General features: G+C 67.5%; 15 protein-coding genes. 4 read left to right on the top strand and 11 right to left on the bottom strand.

The window, feature by feature from the left end:
• Window positions 1-28 precede the first annotated feature (28 nt).
• Window positions 29-1,786, bottom strand: coding sequence for an oleate hydratase (locus C8271_RS11040; protein WP_106507329.1), 1,758 nt, complete (start codon window positions 1,784-1,786; stop codon window positions 29-31).
• A 122-nt stretch (window positions 1,787-1,908) separates the two neighbouring features.
• Here C8271_RS11040 and C8271_RS11045 point away from each other — a divergent pair, with 122 nt between their 5' ends.
• From C8271_RS11045 to C8271_RS11055, 3 genes are all read left to right on the top strand, one after another.
• A complete protein-coding gene (locus C8271_RS11045) occupies window positions 1,909-2,631 on the top strand; it encodes a TetR/AcrR family transcriptional regulator (protein WP_170957870.1) in 723 nt (240 codons plus the stop codon).
• Between the two features lie 225 nt (window positions 2,632-2,856).
• Window positions 2,857-3,744, top strand: a complete 888-nt coding sequence (locus tag C8271_RS11050) for an ABC transporter ATP-binding protein (RefSeq protein WP_106507331.1) — start codon at window positions 2,857-2,859, stop codon at window positions 3,742-3,744.
• Entirely contained in the window at window positions 3,729-5,441 is a 1,713-nt protein-coding gene (locus C8271_RS11055) for a hypothetical protein (protein WP_106507332.1), read from the top strand. Before C8271_RS11050 ends, C8271_RS11055 begins: the two co-directional genes overlap by 16 nt.
• 12 nt (window positions 5,442-5,453) lie before the next feature.
• Here the strand turns inward: C8271_RS11055 and rimI are convergent, their stop codons facing one another.
• The 7 genes from rimI to glmS all read right to left on the bottom strand — a co-directional run bounded on the left by rimI (window position 5,454) and on the right by glmS (window position 12,385).
• Entirely contained in the window at window positions 5,454-5,909 is a 456-nt protein-coding gene (gene rimI / locus C8271_RS11060; RefSeq protein WP_106507333.1) for a ribosomal protein S18-alanine N-acetyltransferase, read from the bottom strand.
• The gene (tsaB, locus tag C8271_RS11065; protein WP_170957871.1) at window positions 5,906-6,667 is read right to left on the bottom strand and encodes a tRNA (adenosine(37)-N6)-threonylcarbamoyltransferase complex dimerization subunit type 1 TsaB; all 762 of its coding nucleotides are present in this window, start codon (window positions 6,665-6,667) and stop codon (window positions 5,906-5,908) included. Before tsaB ends, rimI begins: the two co-directional genes overlap by 4 nt.
• Window positions 6,667-7,245, bottom strand: a complete 579-nt coding sequence (gene tsaE / locus C8271_RS11070) for a tRNA (adenosine(37)-N6)-threonylcarbamoyltransferase complex ATPase subunit type 1 TsaE (protein ID WP_106507334.1) — start codon at window positions 7,243-7,245, stop codon at window positions 6,667-6,669. The genes tsaB and tsaE overlap by 1 nt, the downstream gene beginning before the upstream one ends.
• Complete coding sequence (gene alr, locus C8271_RS11075; RefSeq protein ID WP_342751949.1) at window positions 7,242-8,399, bottom strand: alanine racemase; 1,158 nt, start codon at window positions 8,397-8,399, stop codon at window positions 7,242-7,244. The genes tsaE and alr overlap by 4 nt, the downstream gene beginning before the upstream one ends.
• A complete protein-coding gene (locus tag C8271_RS11080) occupies window positions 8,396-10,012 on the bottom strand; it encodes an NAD(P)H-hydrate dehydratase (RefSeq protein WP_106507336.1) in 1,617 nt (538 codons plus the stop codon). The genes alr and C8271_RS11080 overlap by 4 nt, the downstream gene beginning before the upstream one ends.
• The gene (locus tag C8271_RS11085; RefSeq protein WP_106507337.1) at window positions 10,009-10,452 is read right to left on the bottom strand and encodes a holo-ACP synthase; all 444 of its coding nucleotides are present in this window, start codon (window positions 10,450-10,452) and stop codon (window positions 10,009-10,011) included. Before C8271_RS11085 ends, C8271_RS11080 begins: the two co-directional genes overlap by 4 nt.
• Window positions 10,453-10,516: 64 nt before the next feature.
• The gene (glmS, locus tag C8271_RS11090; RefSeq protein WP_106507338.1) at window positions 10,517-12,385 is read right to left on the bottom strand and encodes a glutamine--fructose-6-phosphate transaminase (isomerizing); all 1,869 of its coding nucleotides are present in this window, start codon (window positions 12,383-12,385) and stop codon (window positions 10,517-10,519) included.
• A 189-nt stretch (window positions 12,386-12,574) separates the two neighbouring features.
• Here glmS and coaA point away from each other — a divergent pair, with 189 nt between their 5' ends.
• Complete coding sequence (gene coaA, locus C8271_RS11095) at window positions 12,575-13,531, top strand: type I pantothenate kinase (RefSeq protein WP_106508036.1); 957 nt, start codon at window positions 12,575-12,577, stop codon at window positions 13,529-13,531.
• An 11-nt stretch (window positions 13,532-13,542) separates the two neighbouring features.
• Here coaA and C8271_RS11100 read toward each other — a convergent pair whose 3' ends face one another.
• From C8271_RS11100 to C8271_RS14315, 3 genes are read right to left on the bottom strand one after another with little or no spacing between them, the layout of a single operon-like run.
• Window positions 13,543-14,112, bottom strand: a complete 570-nt coding sequence (locus C8271_RS11100; RefSeq protein ID WP_138774564.1) for a hypothetical protein — start codon at window positions 14,110-14,112, stop codon at window positions 13,543-13,545.
• Window positions 14,113-14,138: 26 nt separating this feature from the next.
• Window positions 14,139-15,344: a hypothetical protein gene (locus C8271_RS11105; RefSeq protein WP_138774565.1), complete on the bottom strand. Its 1,206-nt coding sequence runs from the start codon at window positions 15,342-15,344 to the stop codon at window positions 14,139-14,141.
• Window positions 15,341-16,108 (bottom strand): ABC transporter ATP-binding protein, encoded by a 768-nt coding sequence (locus C8271_RS14315; RefSeq protein WP_342751950.1) that lies wholly within the window; start codon window positions 16,106-16,108, stop codon window positions 15,341-15,343. The genes C8271_RS11105 and C8271_RS14315 overlap by 4 nt, the downstream gene beginning before the upstream one ends.
• Window positions 16,109-16,392: the final 284 nt, after the last annotated feature.

Consider the following 16,392-nt stretch of genomic DNA (forward strand, 5'->3'; position numbering starts at 1 on the left):
CCCCACGACCAGCAGGACACCGAGCCGCTCAGATCAGGCCGTACTCTTCCAGCAGCTCACCGATCTCGCCCTCGTCCAGACGCTTCATGATCCGCTTGCGCAACATCTCTGGGCCAGGGATGTCAAGCTTCTTGCCGTCGCGCATACGAGTGGTCGCATCCAAGAGAGAGCGCACGTCATAGGTGCTGCCCCAAGTCTCGGGCACACCCCGCTCCACGTCCAGCAACTGGTACACGGCCTCCATGCCCGTGCGCACCGAGTACTCCGTGGTGAAGATCGTGTCGCGTCCGGTCTCGGCGAACTGGCCAAGGAAGGCGAAGTTCTTCGCGCCGTCGGGCACCACAAGCGGCCGATCACCTGCATGGCGTGGCATGAAGAACGTCGTCACGTACGGCATCATCACCGGGACGCAGCGTGCACCCTCGGCTGCGAGTTCGGGGATCTCATCGGCAGGCACCCCCATCTGGTAGAGCCACTCCTGTGTGATCTCCTCACCTGTGCACTCAGACATCGGCTTCGTGACGTAGTCGCCTGGGGTGTCGACGAAGAGCCCGTAGACCCACACGACAATCTGGTCCTTCGGCTGCTTCTTGAAGTGCGGCTGCCGGTTCACGGTCCAGCTCATCAACCACGGCGAGTCCTCCGCTGTGACGATTCCGCCGGTGACAACTCGCCCGCTGAACGGGTCACGCTGGCAGATCTTCTCGATGTAGGCGGGGATCCGCTCATCGAGGGTGGTGACGGTGGCGGATTCCCACTTGGTCTTCTCGATGGAGGAGCAGAACACCTCCGGCCGGCCGAACGACGGGTCCTTCTTCGCAAGTCGCTTCCAGAATTCCCATGCCGGTGCGGGATCGGTGTTCAAGCGCGCGGCGGTGTGGTGATCACCTTCATCAGAATTGTCGACGAGGGAGCCGATCGTCATGAGCACATGGTCGTGCTCCCCCAGCTCGATCGTCTCCTCGACACCGTCGTGAACTGTATGCACGACCGTGGCACGGATCGTCCCTGCGCGGTGCGCGAAGTCCACGTCGGTGACCTCAGTCAGATTCTGGAAAACGACACCGTGGTGACGCAGATAACTGATCAGCGGCAGCACGAAGGACTCGTACTGGTTGTACTTGGTGAACTTCAGCGCACTGAAGTCCGGCAGACCGCCGATGTGGTGTACGAACCGGTGCACGTAGAGCTTGAACTCAAGCGCGGAGTGCCATTCCTCGAAGGCGAACATCGTGCGCCAATACATCCAGAATGGGGAGGCGAGGAACTCCTTGCCCATCACCTCGTCGATGCGCTTGCCTTCCATCTCCTCTCGTGAGGCGAGGAAGATGCGCAACAGGTCCTTCTGGGCCGCCTTCGGCAGGTCGAATCGGCCCTCGTGACCGGCGTCCTGGCCCTGCTTCACCGTCGCACGACGCAGGGAGTAGTTCGGGTCGTCCTTGTTCAGCCAGTAGAACTCATCGAGCACCGACGCACCCTCGATCTCGAGGGACGGGACCGAGCGCATCATGTCCCATAGGCACTCCATGTGATCCTCAAGCTCACGTCCGCCGCGGATGACGAATCCCTTCTCCGGGACATCGAACCCGTCGAGCGCGCCGCCAGCGATGTCGCTCTTCTCGAGGATCGTGACGTTCTCTCCGGGCACGCCTGCGTCGCGCACCAGGAACACCGCCGCCGAGAGGCCGGCAAGACCTGCGCCGACGATCCATGCGCGAGTGTCCGCGGCATGCTCCACCGGACGGGGGCGACTGAATGCTTCGTAGTTGCCTGCTGTGTGCTTCATGGGTTGACCGTCCTTCCATCTGCTCCAGTCAGTTGCGGCCGGAGGTCCATGCGCCGTCATCCCGGCGCCCATAAATGAGTGTACTCAATCTTGAGTGCACTTCAATAGCTAGACTGCATGCCATGGCAGCAGGGACAGGAACGGCACAAGCAGGCGTGACACCGGGAACCCCGACACCCGCGGCGTCCTCCACGACAGCGGAGCAATCCGCTCCTCTCGCTGGCCGGTCGAACACGACACGCATCCCCCGCCCGCGAGGTCGACGGGAAAGAGCCCGAGCGGACAAGCACGCGCGGATCCTCTCCGCTGCCCAGGACCTTTTCGGAGAACGTGGCTACGAGAGGACGACGATGAGTGAGGTGGCACGCGCCGCCGACGTCGCCACAGGCACGGTGTTCCAGTACGCCGCAACGAAGAACGAGCTGCTCATGATGGTCGCAGCCTCCCTGTTGCCCCGGATCAGCGCCCCCATCTCAACGCCACAGAGCACTTCCCGAACTACTCCCGCCGAGGCGATCGAACGCCTCATCGCCCCGTTCGTGGATATGGTGCACCGCTATCCGGGACAGACTGCCTGGGTGGCGCGGGAGATCCTGTTCGGTGATCAAGGCCCGCACCGGGCGGAAGTGCTCCGTTTCGTACAGGACCTCGAGGAGCAGATTGCAGAGCACCTTCCGAAGGGCGACCACACCAGCGAAGGGGCACGGCTCATCGTCACCGGTGTGCTCACAGAGCTGAATCGCGAGCGGCAGGGCCGAGCCGACCACGGGGCGCTCGCTGCGAGCGCGCACCGCATCGTTACTCTGGTTGTGGCCGGAGTCAGCGCGGCCGGACAGCGCAGCTGAATCAGGCCTCGCGTGCAGTCCTCCAGGCATGGGCCGCACTCCGCGACCGGCCGACTGCGGCCGGCCATGTCCACGCTCACGTGCGGTAACGTCTGTCGTCGTCGGGCGAACAGCGCCCGGCCACAGCACATGCCGCGAAAGCCGAACGCGGGGCCGACGAAAGTCGTGGCATAGGTGGGCCACCGTCTACCCATGAACCCGCCCGTGCGCGGATATCGTCGTCGCATGACCTCGCCCGAGCAGCCTGTCCCGCCATCGTCTTCCCCCGCCACCGGCACAGCGGACTCCTCAGCTGCGCCGACTGGTTCAGCCCCAGCTCCGGCCCCGGCACCCGCGACAGCGCCCTCGCCATCTGGCGCCGAGCCCGCTCTGTCGCTACGTGGCCTGCGCAAGTCCTTCGACGGCACCGAGGTGGTGCACGGCATCTCGCTGGATGTGCCCCGCGGCTCGTTCTACGGGATCGTCGGCCCCAACGGCGCCGGCAAGACCACAACCCTGTCCATGGCCACCGGCCTGCTGCGCCCCACCGACGGCACCGCGCACGTGCTGGGCGTGGACATGTGGGCCGAGCCCGACCGCGCCAAAGCCCACCTCGGGGTGCTCGCCGATGGACTGCGCACCTTCGACCGACTCACCGGGCCAGAGCTGCTCACCTACGTCGGCCTGATCCGTGGCATGGACGCCGCAGTCGTCGCTGAGCGGTCCGACTCGCTGCTCGCCGCCCTCGACCTCGCCGGAGAAGAGGGCAAGCTGGTGGTCGACTACTCGGCCGGCATGACCAAGAAGATTCTGCTGGCCTGCGCTCTCATCCACGCGCCGCGCCTGCTGGTGCTCGATGAGCCGCTCGAGGCCGTTGACCCCGTCTCCGGTCAGGTCATCCGCCGTATCCTGCATGCCTTCGTCGCCGGTGGCGGCACCGTGGTGCTGTCCAGCCATGTCATGGAGCTGGTCGAGGAGATGTGCAGCCACGTCGCGATCATTGCCGACGGCGCGATCCAGGCGGAAGGGTCTCTCGACGAGGTCCGCGCCGGTGGCTCACTCGTGCAGCGGTTCATCGACCTGGTGGGCGGCGGCGCCCTGGACGAAGGGAGCCTGTCGTGGCTGGAGTCCTGACCTCCGAGCAGAAGGACGTTGTCGCCGCCTCCCACGGAGGCTCCGGGAACGTCGATCAGAAGACCCTGATCCGTGCCCTGGTGCGCCTGAAATGGATCCTGTGGAAGCGGTCCTACCGCAAGAACGTCGGCAAGATCATCGGCGCAGTGATCGGCGGGCTGTACGCAGTAGGCGGACTGTTCGGTCTGGTCATGGCGATGATCGGGGCGACAGTCTGGTCCGTCGAAGGCGGCAGCATGCCGCTGATCGTGATGGGGCTCGGCGCCGCCGCCACACTCCTGTGGCTGCTGCTACCGGCGCTCGCCTTCGGCCTGGACGACACACTCGATGCCCGACTGTTCGCAACGTTCCCGCGCACCGCGAAGGAGCTGCAGCCCGGTCTCTTCCTGTCCTCACTGATCAGCGGGTCCGCACTCGCGACCTTCGTGGCGATCCTCATCGTGACCGGATTCGAGGTGCTGTGGCTGGTGCTGTTCTGGCCCGGCATCGTGTGGGGGCTGCTCACCCTGCTCGCCCTGCTGCCGGCGAACGTAGCGGGGTTCGCGATCTGCCTGCTGCTGCCACGTGCCTGGTTCGCCCATTCGGCCACCCGCGCCTCATCCCGCAAGGGCCGTGAGCTCGGCGGCATCCTGAGCCTGCTGCTGCTGATGGCGGTGGCCTACGGCTTCAGCCTGATCGGTCAGAGCATGGACGTCACCCTCGTCGAGCAGCTCAGCGACATCCTGCCGAAAGCCATCACGGTTCTGGCCTGGACGCCGTTCGGCGCAGCCTTCGCCATCCCGATGGATCTCGCCGCCGGCGCCCTGCTCGCCGCGATCGCACGCGCGCTCATCACCGCCGCGACCATCGTGCTGCTCGTGCTGTGGTGGCGGCGCTCCCTGCACGCCGCCATGACCTCAGCACTCGTCGGCGATGCCTCCTCAGGCACCCAGAAAGTCAGGGCACTGGTGCCACGCTGGATGCCCTCGAACGCCCTGGGCGCTGCGGTGGGCCGCTCCCTGCGCTACTGGCGGCGTGATACCCGCTACTACGCCGCACTCGGCATTCTCCCGGTGGTGATCATCTTCCTGGGCGCCCTCGGCGTGATCGTGCCGGAGCAACGGATCATGTCCACGGCCATGATCGTGTTCATGCTCGGCGTCTCGAGCATCTCCCTGGCCAATGAGATCGGCTTCGATGGCCCCGCAGGCTGGGTGAACATCAGCACCGGCATGAAGGCGCGACCGAATCTTCTGGGACGCGTCATCGCGCAGGCGGTCATCATGCTGCCGATCGTCCTCATCATCGGTGTCGGTCTGCCGCTGCTGTTCGGGTGGCCGCATGTCGTGCCCCTTGTGGTCAGTGGTGCACTCGGCATGACGCTGTCGGGCTGGGGCGTATCGATGATCGTCTGCGTATTCCTGCCCTATCCGAGCTCCGCGCCCGGCACGAACCCGATGAAGGACAAGTCAGCCTCGAACGCGAACGCGCTGCTCGCCATGGCGATCGCTTCCTTCGGTGTGTTCGTGCCACAGCTGCCGGCGATCGGGCTGGCGGTGTGGGGCATCATCGCCGCGAACCAGGTGGTGATGCTCGTGGCGGGTGCGGTCTCGGTGCTCGGCGGCCTCGCCATGCTGCTGATCGGTCTGAAGATCGGCTCGGTCCGCCTTGAGCGCGCCTACCCGGACCTGTTCCAGAAGGTGAGCGCATTCGTGTGAGCCGATAGCGGATCAGGCGGATGTGCCCAGCTGGCGCGCCATGACCAGCGCGTCAATGGCGCGGCCGCGGATGCGGTAGTAGCCGCGTCGGCGGCCGACGGTCTGATATCCGGCACGCTCATACAGGTCGCGGGCGCGGGCATTGTCTTCGCGGACTTCGAGCAGCACCCGCTCTGCACCGCCGTCGCGCGCCTGCTGCTCGCACCAGGCCAGTAGAGCACGGCCGATGCCGCGCCCCGGGTGCAGACTGCCGATCGTGTGCAGGTCTGCATCCTGGCCGGCGAGCATGATGCCGGCGTATCCGGCGAACTCGCCATCGAGCTGCGCCACCACGTAGCGACGGTCAGGGTGGCTGATCTCCTCGGCGAGCTGGAACACGGTCCATGCCTCATCGGGGAACAGGCTGAGCTCGGCGAAGGCGATGGCTTCGACGTCGTCGAGGCTCGCCGCACGCAGCTGGAGGGTCATCGCGGCGGCAGACCCAGCGCGCTCTTGCGCACGGTGGGGCGGGCAGCATCCGGTTCGCGCAGGTACAGCGGATCTGTGCTACTCAGGTCCTCACCGGCTGCGATCTGCTGGGCAGCGGCTGCCAGCAGGTGGCCTGCGCTGACGTGCCTGAGCGGGCCGGTGGCGGGCAGCAGATCGGGGTAGAGCTCGCACCCGGATCCGATCAGCAGATCGGCGCCGCGCAGTGCGCTCGCGACGTTGGCTGGCGCATCAACGGCGGGCCCCTCCTCGCGATGGATTCTGCCGTCCGTGCCGCGGCGGTACTGCGCGTGGTAGACCTCGCGTCGGCGCGCATCCAATGCAACCGCCGCAGTGCGGCCCGGGTGCGGCGTCGCGCCCTGGCTCTCTGCGTCCGTACGTTCCGCATCGGGATGTTCTGCATCGTCGGCAGCGAACGCCTCGTGAGCGAGCGCGTCCAGAGAGCACAGCCCGTACAGGTCCGCGCCGAGCACAGCGGCAATGGTGCGGGCCGTCACAAGCCCCACCCGCAGCCCGGTGAAGGGCCCCGGCCCGCGACCCGCGACCACTGCCGTCAGGTCAGTGCGCCGCACGCCGGCATCGGCGAGCGCGCGGTCGATCATGGGGGTGAGGACCTCATCGTGATGCCGTGCCCGCTCATCGTGATGCTCGGCGAGCACACGCACGGTGCCGGTGCGCAGGTCACCATCGGCGACAGCGACGCTGACCGCGCCAGAGGTGTCAATGCCCAGCAGTGCCATCAGTTCTCCCCGTCCTCGATCTCGTGCACGTCATCGGCATGGGCCTGCAGGGCACAGCACAGGGCGTTGAACGCCTCCGCATCCCAGCGTTCGCCGCGGGTGCGCACGGTCAGCAGGCGCGGCTCCTCGAGACCCCCGGCATCGTCCCCGGCGTTATCCCCGGTCGCGAGCGCAGGCACGGGCTCGTCAGGTCGCTGCAGTTCGATGAGCAGATGCGAGGACGCCAGATGTTCCACGCGGTCGCGCCCCCACTCCACCACCGTCACCGCGTGATCGAGGTCCGCATCCAGATCCAGGTCCTCAATGTCCCAGGCCTCGCCCAGTCGATAGGCGTCCACGTGCACCAGCTCGGGTCCCTGATCGAGGGCTGGGTGGACCCGGGCGATCACGAACGTCGGGGACGCCACGGCACCGCGGACCCCCAGCCCCTCCCCCAGCCCCTGGGTGAAGGTGGTCTTTCCGGCGCCGAGCGGGCCATCGAGCACCAGCAGATCACCGGCGCGCAGCACCCCGGCGAGCGCCTTGGCCACTGCACGGGTGGCAGCAGCGGTGTGCGTACGTGCCTGTACCGCGCTCATGCGCGCACGTCTCGCGGCACGCGAGCAGAGACGGAGGTCAGTACTTCGTAGGGGATGGTGCCGACGGCGCCTGCCCAGTCCTGCGCGGTGGGAGCGCCCGACGCGTCGCCGAACACGATCACCTCGTCGCCCGGCTCAGCGGCAGTGTCAGTGCCGAGGTCCACGACGATCTGATCCATGCTGATGCGGCCCAGCTGGGGGGCGCGCACGTCACCGCTCGCGGTGCGCACCAGCACGGAGGCCTTGTCTCCAGCGGCGCGGTGCAGACCGTCGGCGTACCCGATGGGCACGAGCCCGAGAGTGGTGGGTTCCTCGAGGGTGCGGATGTGGCCGTAACCGATGGTCTGTCCGGCTGCGACCGGTTTGACCATGGCGAGGCTGCTGCGCAGCGTCATGGCCGGGCGCAGTGCGCAGTCACCGGGCACGGGCGGATAGCCGTACAGGGCGATGCCGCAGCGCACGATGTCGCGGTGCAGATCGGGCCTGCTCAGCGCGGCAGCGGAATTGGCCAGGTGCTGCAGCGGCACCGGCCCGACATGCTCGGCCAGGCGTTCGACGGCACCGTCGAAGAGCTCCACCTGCCGGTCGGTGAATGGGTCATCGGGATCGTCGGCGCTGGCGAGGTGGGTCCAGGCGCCGACGAGGGAGACCATGTCGTCGGCCTCAAGCGCCCGGCCGGTGCGGTCGATGCTGCTGGCGAGCACACCGCCGCGGCCCATGCCGGTGTCGATCTTGAGGTGGACGCGGGCGCGGCGGCCAGCCGTGCGCGCAGCCTCCGACACCTGGGTGAGCATCGCTGAGGATCCGACCGACACGTCGATACCGGCATTGATCACCTCCGGCAGGAGGGTGCGCGCTGAGTGGGGCTCCCACAGCCAGGTGAGGATCGGCGCGTCGACACCGGCGTTGCACAGGGCGAGGGCACTGGCGGGATGCGCGACGCCCAGCCACGTGGCACCGCCCTCGAGTGCGGCACGGGCGGCATCCAGCATGCCGTGGCCGTACCCATCGGCCTTGACCACGGCCATCAGCGCTGTGTGCTCCCCGAGCATCGACCGCACGGCGCGGGCGTTCTCAGTGATCGCGGAGGGATCGATCACGGCACGGTTGGGCAGGTGCCGTGGATCCTCGGCGGGCATCGGCAGGCTCATCATGCTCCTGAGTCGACAGCGGGGTCCGGGCACAGGATAGTCCCGATGACCTCGGGCAGCAGGGTCGGCAGGTCCGCGGCCACGAGCGGCGCCCGACCGCCCCGTGAGGCGAGGCGCCCGGCCCGGCCGTGCAGCAGTGCCCCGAGCGCGGCGGCCCGCGGGCCATCGAGACCGCTCGCGAGCAGCGTGCCGATGATCCCGGCGAGCACGTCGCCCGTCCCTGCGGTCGCGAGCTGCGGCACACCATCATCCTGGCTGAGCAGCGGGGATCCGTCACCGGGCGCCACGAGGGTGACCGCCCCTTTAAGCAGCACGGTCGCGCCGGTTCGTGCCGCCAGTGCCACGGCCAGGGAGGCAGGATCCTGGTGCGTGTCGATGCCCAGTCTTTCCGCGAGGCGTTCCGCTTCGCCCCGGTGCGGGGTGAGCACCACATCGGCGCCGAGGTCGCCCTGGCCGCTCACAGCGTTGAGCGCTCCCGCGTCGATCACACCGCGGCGGCATGTGCCCGAGGTGAGGGCCGCCACGCCGCGTCGCGCCGTCTGGCTGTGCGGCGGCATGCCAGGCCCGACGACGAGTGCGTCCGTGCGCTGCGGAAGCTGTAGAGGCACATCCTGCGGTGTCGCCGACGAATCACTGTCCGTCCCGTCGGCTGCTCCCCCAGGATGACCGGCATCGTCGGTGCCCCCGGGTAGTTCGTGGCCGACGATCTCGGGGCGGCTGTGCAGCACCAGGTCGATCACGCGTCGCGGGGCGAGCAGGTGCACCATGCCCGCACCGGCACGCGCGGCCCCGGTGCAGGCAAGCACAGCGGCACCGGGGTAGGCGTCGCTGCCAGCGGCGATCGCGACCACGCCACGGGTGTATTTCGTGTCGGCGCGGACGGGTCGCGCCACGAGCTGGCGGACATCCTCGTCGGTCAGGCGTAGCACCTCGGGCTGGGCGGGGAGGTGGCTGCCGAGCCCGATATCCACCACCTCGAGTTCACCCACCAGATCCGCTGCCGGTGGCAGCAGCAGGCCGCGCTTGGCCGCGCCGAAGGTGACGGTGCGTACCGCGGTGAGAGCGTGCGGGTCGGCGGCACCGGAATCCGGGTCGGTGAAACTCGGAGCATCCACCGCGACCACCCGTACGCCGCTGCGACGCACCGTCTCGAGCAACGCGTGCAGGTGCACCGGAGCCTCGGCGCGAGCGGAGAGCCCCACGATCGCGTCGACCACAAGGTCCGCTTCTGCCACCATGCGCTCAGTGGCGTGGGCCGTGAGGTCATCGATGCCGCGCACCGCACCACCGGCGCGGCGCAGCGCAGCCGTGGCTGCCGTGTGTGTGGGCCCCATGACGGCGATCGCAGCGGAGAGGATTCCCATCTCGCGCAGGTGGGCAGCGGCATACAGGCCGTCGCCGCCGTTGGCACCGGGGCCGGCGAGCACGAGAACACGTGGCTCGCTCTGCCCGTCGCTGTTCTCACTCTGCCCGTCGGCGTTGTCGATCTTCTCGCGCAGGACGTCACGGCATGCGTGGGCGAGCGCCCGCGAAGCGCGGTCCATGAGCGGTTCGCCGGCGTCAAGCAGCGGCTGCTCGGCGCGGCGCACGTCCTCAGCGGCATACGCGCGGATCATGAACTGTTCCCCGGGGTGAGGGCTGCACTCTCCGCGATGACGATCGCCGTGGCGATCCCGCCGTCATGCGACAGGCTCAGGTGCAGATGGCCGACGCCCAGACGGTCCGCAGCCTGCAAGGTCGCACCGCTGAGCACCAGGTAGGGGCGGCCGCTGCGCTCTCGTGCAACCGTGACGTCCTGCCAGGAGAAGTCGCCGGGTGAGCCGAGCGCTTTACCCACAGCCTCTTTCGCGGCCACGCGGGCGGCCCGTGACGCAGCCGGCAGATCCTGTTCGACCGCCGTCAGCAGGCGGCGCAGCAGCGCTGGTTGACGCGCGAAACGGTCGGTCAAGCGGGCCACGTCCACCACATCAACCCCCACGCCGAGCACAGTCCCGTCGGCGCGGGGCGGGAAGGCACGTGATGCGGCCCGGGCGAGTGCATCGTCGGAACCGGACATGCAGGCAGTATCGCACCCAGCCCGAACCTGGCCAGAGGGTGCCGCTGGGACGCAGCGGCCCAGCTCACTCCACGGTGACGGACTTCGCGAGGTTGCGTGGCTGGTCGACGTCCAAGCCTTTCGCGGTGGCCAGCTCGCAGGCGAAGATCTGCAGCGGGATCACGGTGAGCAAGGCGGCGAACAGCACCCGAGTCTGCGGAACGCGGATCACGTGATCGGCATACGGCAGCACGTCATCATCGCCCTCCTCCGCGATCACCAGGGTGCGGGCGCCGCGAGCGCGAACCTCCTGGATGTTGGAGACCACCTTGGAGTGCAGCGAATGGCGTCCATGCGGGGAGGGGACGATGACGAACACCGGCTGCCCCTCCTCCACCAGGGCGATGGGACCGTGCTTCAGCTCACCGGCGGCGAAGCCTTCGGCATGGATGTAGGCGATCTCCTTGAGCTTGAGAGCGCCCTCCATCGCTGTGGGATAGCCGACGTGCCGGCCCAGGAACAGCACGCTGGTCGCGTCCTTCATGGAACGGGCGAGCTCAGCGACCTGCTCCGTGTTGTCCAGGACCTCCTGGATCTTGTCCGGCAGCTCCTCGAGGTCCGCCATCAGCGCCGCGATCTCGTCGGGGAAGAAGGTGTGGCGCACCTGCGCGAGGAACAGCCCCAGCAGGTAGCAGGAGGCGATCTGCCCGAGGTATGCCTTGGTCGAGGCGACCGCGATCTCGGGGCCGACATGCAGGTACAGTGCCGCATCGGACTCGCGGGGGATGGTGGAGCCGCGCGTGTTGCACAGGGCGATCACCTTCGCGCCCTGCTCGCGGGCGTGCCGCACCGCCATCAGGGTGTCCATCGTCTCGCCGGACTGGGAGATCGCCACCACCAGGGTTTTCTCGGTGACCACCGGGTCTCGGTAACGGAACTCGTGGGCGAGCTCGACCTCCACGGGGATGCGGCACCAGTGCTCGATGGCGTACTTCGCAACCGCGCCGGCGTTGGCTGCTGTCCCGCAGGCGACCACGACGATCTTGTCGATGGTGCGGAGCACGGCCTCATCGATCTGCATCTCATCCAGAGTGAGCAGGCCGTCCTGCATGCGGCCCATGAGGGTCGAGCGCACGGCATCGGCCTGCTCCTGGATCTCCTTGGCCATGAAGGAGGGGTGGCCACCCTTCTGCGCGGCCGTAGCGTCCCATTCGATCGTGTATCGGGTGGGATCGGCGACCTCTGCACCGTCGGCGTCGATCACGCGCACAGTATCGGCGGTGACGGTCACGACCTGGTCCTGGCCGATCTCCATCGCCTGCGTGGTGGCGTCCACGAAGGCGGCCACGTCCGACCCCAGGAAGTTCTCACCATCTCCCAGCCCGACCACGAGCGGTGAATTACGGCGGGCCGCCACCACGGTGTCCGGGGCGTCGCGGTGGATGGCCAGTAGCGTGAAGGCGCCCTCCAGGCGGCCGACGGTGCGACGCATCGCCTCCGTGAGGTCACCACACTGCTCCATGTCACGAGCCAGCACATGTGCGGCGACCTCAGAATCGGTCTGCGACGTGAAGGTGTAGCCCTCTTCCTCGAGCTCGGTGCGCAGAGCGTGGAAGTTCTCGATGATGCCGTTGTGCACCAGGGCCAGCTCGCCCTCGCGCCCGCCCCGGTGTGGGTGCGCGTTCTCGTCGGTGGGGCCACCGTGGGTGGCCCAGCGCGTGTGCCCGATCGCCACGCGGCTCGTGGTCACGGGCTGCTCACCGAGGGCATTGCGCAGGTTCTGCAGCTTGCCGGCGCGTTTGGCCTGTAACACTGAACCGTTGTCGAGCACGGCGATGCCCGCCGAGTCGTAGCCACGGTATTCGAGCCGGGACAGGCCCTGCAGGGCGACGTCGATCGGGCGGGATGAGGGGGAGGCCGCGGCGGGACCCGCGTAGCCGACGATTCCACACATGGTCGTCACGGTAGCCACGCGCGCGCTTGTCGGAACGCTTTTTCGGGATCCGACGAAGGATCTGTGTCACGTTTGCACGGCCTCATGCACGAGCGTGCTCGCCGCGGTTCCCCCTCGGTCAGCTTCGGTCATCACCAGGTGCGCAAAGCGTCCACGCTCGCGCGCTCGAGACTGCAAGAATGGGCCACCATGAACCTCTCCTCCCCCCGTCCGGCCGCCACGCCGTTCGATGAGATCTCCCGGGAGAACTGGGCGCGGCTGTCACGGGAGACGCCGCTGCCGCTGTCCGCCCACGATGTGGAGCGGCTGCGGGGCCTGGGCGACACCCTGGATCTTCGCGAGGTCGACGACATCTACCGTCCGATCTCGCGTCTGCTGTACATGCACGTGGCCGCTGCCCAGCAGTTGCGGCGCGCCCGACGGGAGTTCCTGCACGAGGACCAGCCGCGCACCCCCTACGTGATCGCTGTGGCGGGCTCGGTGGCGGTGGGCAAGTCCACCACGGCGCGTCTGCTGCGCGAGCTGATGGCCCGCTGGCCCGATACGCCGCGGGTGTCACTCGTGACCACCGACGGGTTCCTGTACCCGAACGCGGAGCTGGAGCGCCGCGGCATCATGCACCGCAAGGGTTTCCCCGAGTCCTACGACCGCCGGGCACTGCTGCGTTTCGTGGCCGACGTGAAAAGCGGCGTGGACCACGTCGAGGCACCGGTGTACTCCCACCTGGTGTACGACATCGTGCCGGATGAGCGCGCGGTGGTGGAGCGGCCCGACGTGCTGATCCTGGAGGGGCTGAACGTGCTGCAGGCGCCCCGCCCCCGGCAGGATGGGCGGCTCGGTGTGGCCGTCTCCGACTTCTTCGACTTCTCCGTCTACGTCGACGCGAAACCGGAGGATGCGCGCCGTTGGTACGTGGAGCGTTTCTCCACGCTGCGCCGCACCGCGTTCTCCGATCCGCGCTCATACTTCCGCCGCTACGCGGATCTGAGCGACCAGGAGGCGGTGGCGACCGCCCACCGCATCTGGGACACGATCAACGGGCCGAACCTCAGCGAGAACGTGCTGCCCACGCGCGGCCGGGCCGATCTGGTGCTGCGCAAGAACTCGACGCATCAGGTCGCCACGGTGCTGCTGCGGAGGGTGTGAGCAGCGGCGGGTCACGCTGGACGGCGCAGGAACCCCGCTCTGATCAGTACGACGACCGTTGCGAAGAGAACGATCGCACCGATCATCCGCGCCACCGACTCCTCCCGGTTCAGGATCCAGAGCGGACTCGCCGCCAGGGTGAGCCCGGCTGCGGCGTAGCCGAAGGCCGGGATCCACGCCCATTGCGGCTCGAGCAGCCGTAAGGAGATCCCCAGGATCGCCATCACGCCGAACATATTCGTCAGGGCGACGACCCATCCGCCGGGATCTCGGGCAACGATTGCGACGAGGAGCGCCCCGACGCCGGCGACCATCCCGGACGCCGCGAAGAGCGCGGCATCTACCCGGTCGGAGCGGGGACGAGCATGCTGTTCGATCCACGCCAGCGGGGAGCTGGTGAACGAGGTGATGACCGGAACGACGACGAGCGGGTAATAGAGGTAGCCGTACGCGAGATGCTCCCGGTGTCCCGTGAACGGATCTGGCGACGCTGCCGGGATCTGCACGGAAGACACGGCCGCGCACAGAAGAGTCCCGACGAGAAGAACCAGGCCATGCAGCAGCGGGCGCCGGACGCGCACGGCGATGCACCATGCTCTCGACTCGCTCAGCACTCGCTCACCAACCCCTCGCGCCACCAATCGAGCTGCTGCTCCTCGTTCTTCTCCATGATGTGCGGAACGAACTCGCCTTCCGCCGGGTCGAAGCCTGACCGAGCTGCCACGAAGCTGAAGCGTTCGAAGGCTGCCTCGCTATCGCAGACATGCCATCCCGCGACGCTGTTCACCACCGACTCGGCCGGGCCCACCGGCACATTCGCGGTCGACAGGAGCGCATCCTCAGGCTCCGTCCGCAATCCGGTCTCGACAAGTCGCGCTGGGCGCGCGTCCGCGGGGAGCACGGCCATCACCTCGTCGGCTGTCACGAGGAGCACCGGTAGGAACCGTTCGTGGTCGGTGAATACACAGACCTCCGCACTGTGTCCCTGTGCGCAGACCTGCCTGCTCACATCGGTGAGGTCATGCAGACGCTCCTCGGTGTCAAGCAAGGAACTGGCGGATACGACGATCAGGAGCAAGGCGAGGCCTGCGCTGAGTGCACGGGTCGACCAACGCAACGGCTCATGGATCAACACGGCGAGGAGGAGCGTGACACCCGCGAACACGGCGCTCTGCGATCCGTAGAACGCTGGTGACGGGACACTCGGCAGTGCGATCCAGTAGCTCGTCGAGGTGGTGAAGTGAGCGATCTTCGACGGTTCGAGGGAACCGACTGCCGCCGGCAGGACGAAACCGAAGATCACGAGCGCGGGTGCGGCGATAGCGGCGTGCACGCGGAGCCCCAGGAGATGCCCGAGCAGCACCTGGATGCTCACGAACAGCGTGGCAGCCACCAGCGGCCAGGCAGACGGCTCTGTCGGCTGCGGATTGGCACCGGCTGTGATCGCATACGCGAGCATGACGACGAACAGCCACCCGGCCAGTGGCCAGTGAAGCACCTTCCACACCTCGGCTACTGTGACGCGCAGGCTGGAGCGGCGGCCTCTGCTCTCGCTTCGGAACTCGTGCAGGGCTCGCCAGTTCCGCTGTGCGTCGATAGCCATGAGCAATGCAGCGATCGTGCCTCCGAGCATCCCCATGGCACCCAGGCTGCTTGCTGTCTGATTCCAGTCGCCGACCCACGAGGTGTCCTGATACAGGCGCGCCGCTGTGACGACGGCGACGGCTACGGCCGCCCAGCGAGGCAGAGCCGCCGCCCCACGAGGAATAACCGCCGCCCCACGATTCACGTGCACCCCACGAGTCGCGTTCACCTGGCGGAGTCCTCGTTCGCGACAATTGCCCGCACATAGAGACTCTCGACGCCGCCCTCCCCCTGTGGGCCGTACTCCTCGCGAAGGGAGTGCAAGTCACCGTCGAATATGGCTCGTCCGTGATTCATGAGTACCACGTGATCGGCGATCCCTGAGATCTCGGTGAGAGCGTGGGAGGAAACGATGACGATGCGCCCCGTTCCGAGAGTCGCGATCATCTCCAGGACCGAACGACGCTGGATCGGATCCAGATCATTCGTCGGCTCGTCCAGAAGGACCACGGGGGGCGATGCCGCAACTGTGCAGCAGATCGAAAGCCTCCGCGCCATACCTCCCGACAGGGCACGCGTCGGCCTGTCCGCGTGGGAGTCGAGATGGAACTCCCCGAGCAGCTCGGCTGCGCGCGTGCGGGCTTCGCGCGACGATGCGCCTCGCAGCCAGAGCACGTATTCCACAACCTGCTGCGGAGTGAGGTCCCGAGGGAGTGACGGGCGCTGAGGAAGCATCCCCACGTCGCCTGTCTTCAACGGTGCATCACCGAGAGTGATGGCGCCACTGCGTGTGCGAATGGTCCCGGCCAACGCCTTCAACAGGGTCGTCTTCCCCGCACCGTTCGGGCCCGCGAGAAGGGTGACGCCGGGCCCGAACTCAAGATCCGACGCTGTCAGCTCGAATCCTCGGTAACGGACCCGAACCGCAGCGAGACTGAGTGACCGCACCTGAGGGCGGAGCGGACTCACCTCGGCATCACTCAGTAACTCCACTTGAAAGTACCTGTCGCTTTCGGAGGCGTCGTCACCCGAAGGTTCATCACACGGAAATAATACTTGTGATTCTTCGTAATCTTCGGATGAACGACGTAAGCCGACATGCAGTAGTCCTGCCCGTCAGCCAGTGCGACCCGGTAATCAGGGAAGTTATTGATGCTGCGTTTGAACTCGCCTCCCCACTTCGCTGGGGGGTTGGGGCATGTACTCACATCCATCGACACCGTGCCGCTATTGTTTGTACGCGTTGCCCTCTTGTCACTGCTCGAGCTGGACGGTAG

It is taken from the genome of Brachybacterium timonense, assembly GCF_900258505.1.
Classification (GTDB): domain Bacteria; phylum Actinomycetota; class Actinomycetes; order Actinomycetales; family Dermabacteraceae; genus Brachybacterium; species Brachybacterium timonense.

Bases quoted from the DNA above. Each gene is read 5' to 3' on its own strand.
- C8271_RS11040 (WP_106507329.1), bottom strand. From the start codon at position 1,786: ATGAAGCACACAGCAGGCAACTACGAAGCATTCAGTCGCCCCCGTCCG.
- C8271_RS11045 (WP_170957870.1), top strand. From the start codon at position 1,909: ATGGCAGCAGGGACAGGAACGGCACAAGCAGGCGTGACACCGGGAACC.
- C8271_RS11050 (WP_106507331.1), top strand. From the start codon at position 2,857: ATGACCTCGCCCGAGCAGCCTGTCCCGCCATCGTCTTCCCCCGCCACC.
- rimI (WP_106507333.1), bottom strand. From the start codon at position 5,909: ATGACCCTCCAGCTGCGTGCGGCGAGCCTCGACGACGTCGAAGCCATC.
- tsaB (WP_170957871.1), bottom strand. From the start codon at position 6,667: ATGGCACTGCTGGGCATTGACACCTCTGGCGCGGTCAGCGTCGCTGTC.
- tsaE (WP_106507334.1), bottom strand. From the start codon at position 7,245: ATGAGCGCGGTACAGGCACGTACGCACACCGCTGCTGCCACCCGTGCA.
- alr (WP_342751949.1), bottom strand. From the start codon at position 8,399: ATGATGAGCCTGCCGATGCCCGCCGAGGATCCACGGCACCTGCCCAAC.
- C8271_RS11080 (WP_106507336.1), bottom strand. From the start codon at position 10,012: ATGATCCGCGCGTATGCCGCTGAGGACGTGCGCCGCGCCGAGCAGCCG.
- C8271_RS11085 (WP_106507337.1), bottom strand. From the start codon at position 10,452: ATGTCCGGTTCCGACGATGCACTCGCCCGGGCCGCATCACGTGCCTTC.
- glmS (WP_106507338.1), bottom strand. From the start codon at position 12,385: ATGTGTGGAATCGTCGGCTACGCGGGTCCCGCCGCGGCCTCCCCCTCA.
- coaA (WP_106508036.1), top strand. From the start codon at position 12,575: ATGAACCTCTCCTCCCCCCGTCCGGCCGCCACGCCGTTCGATGAGATC.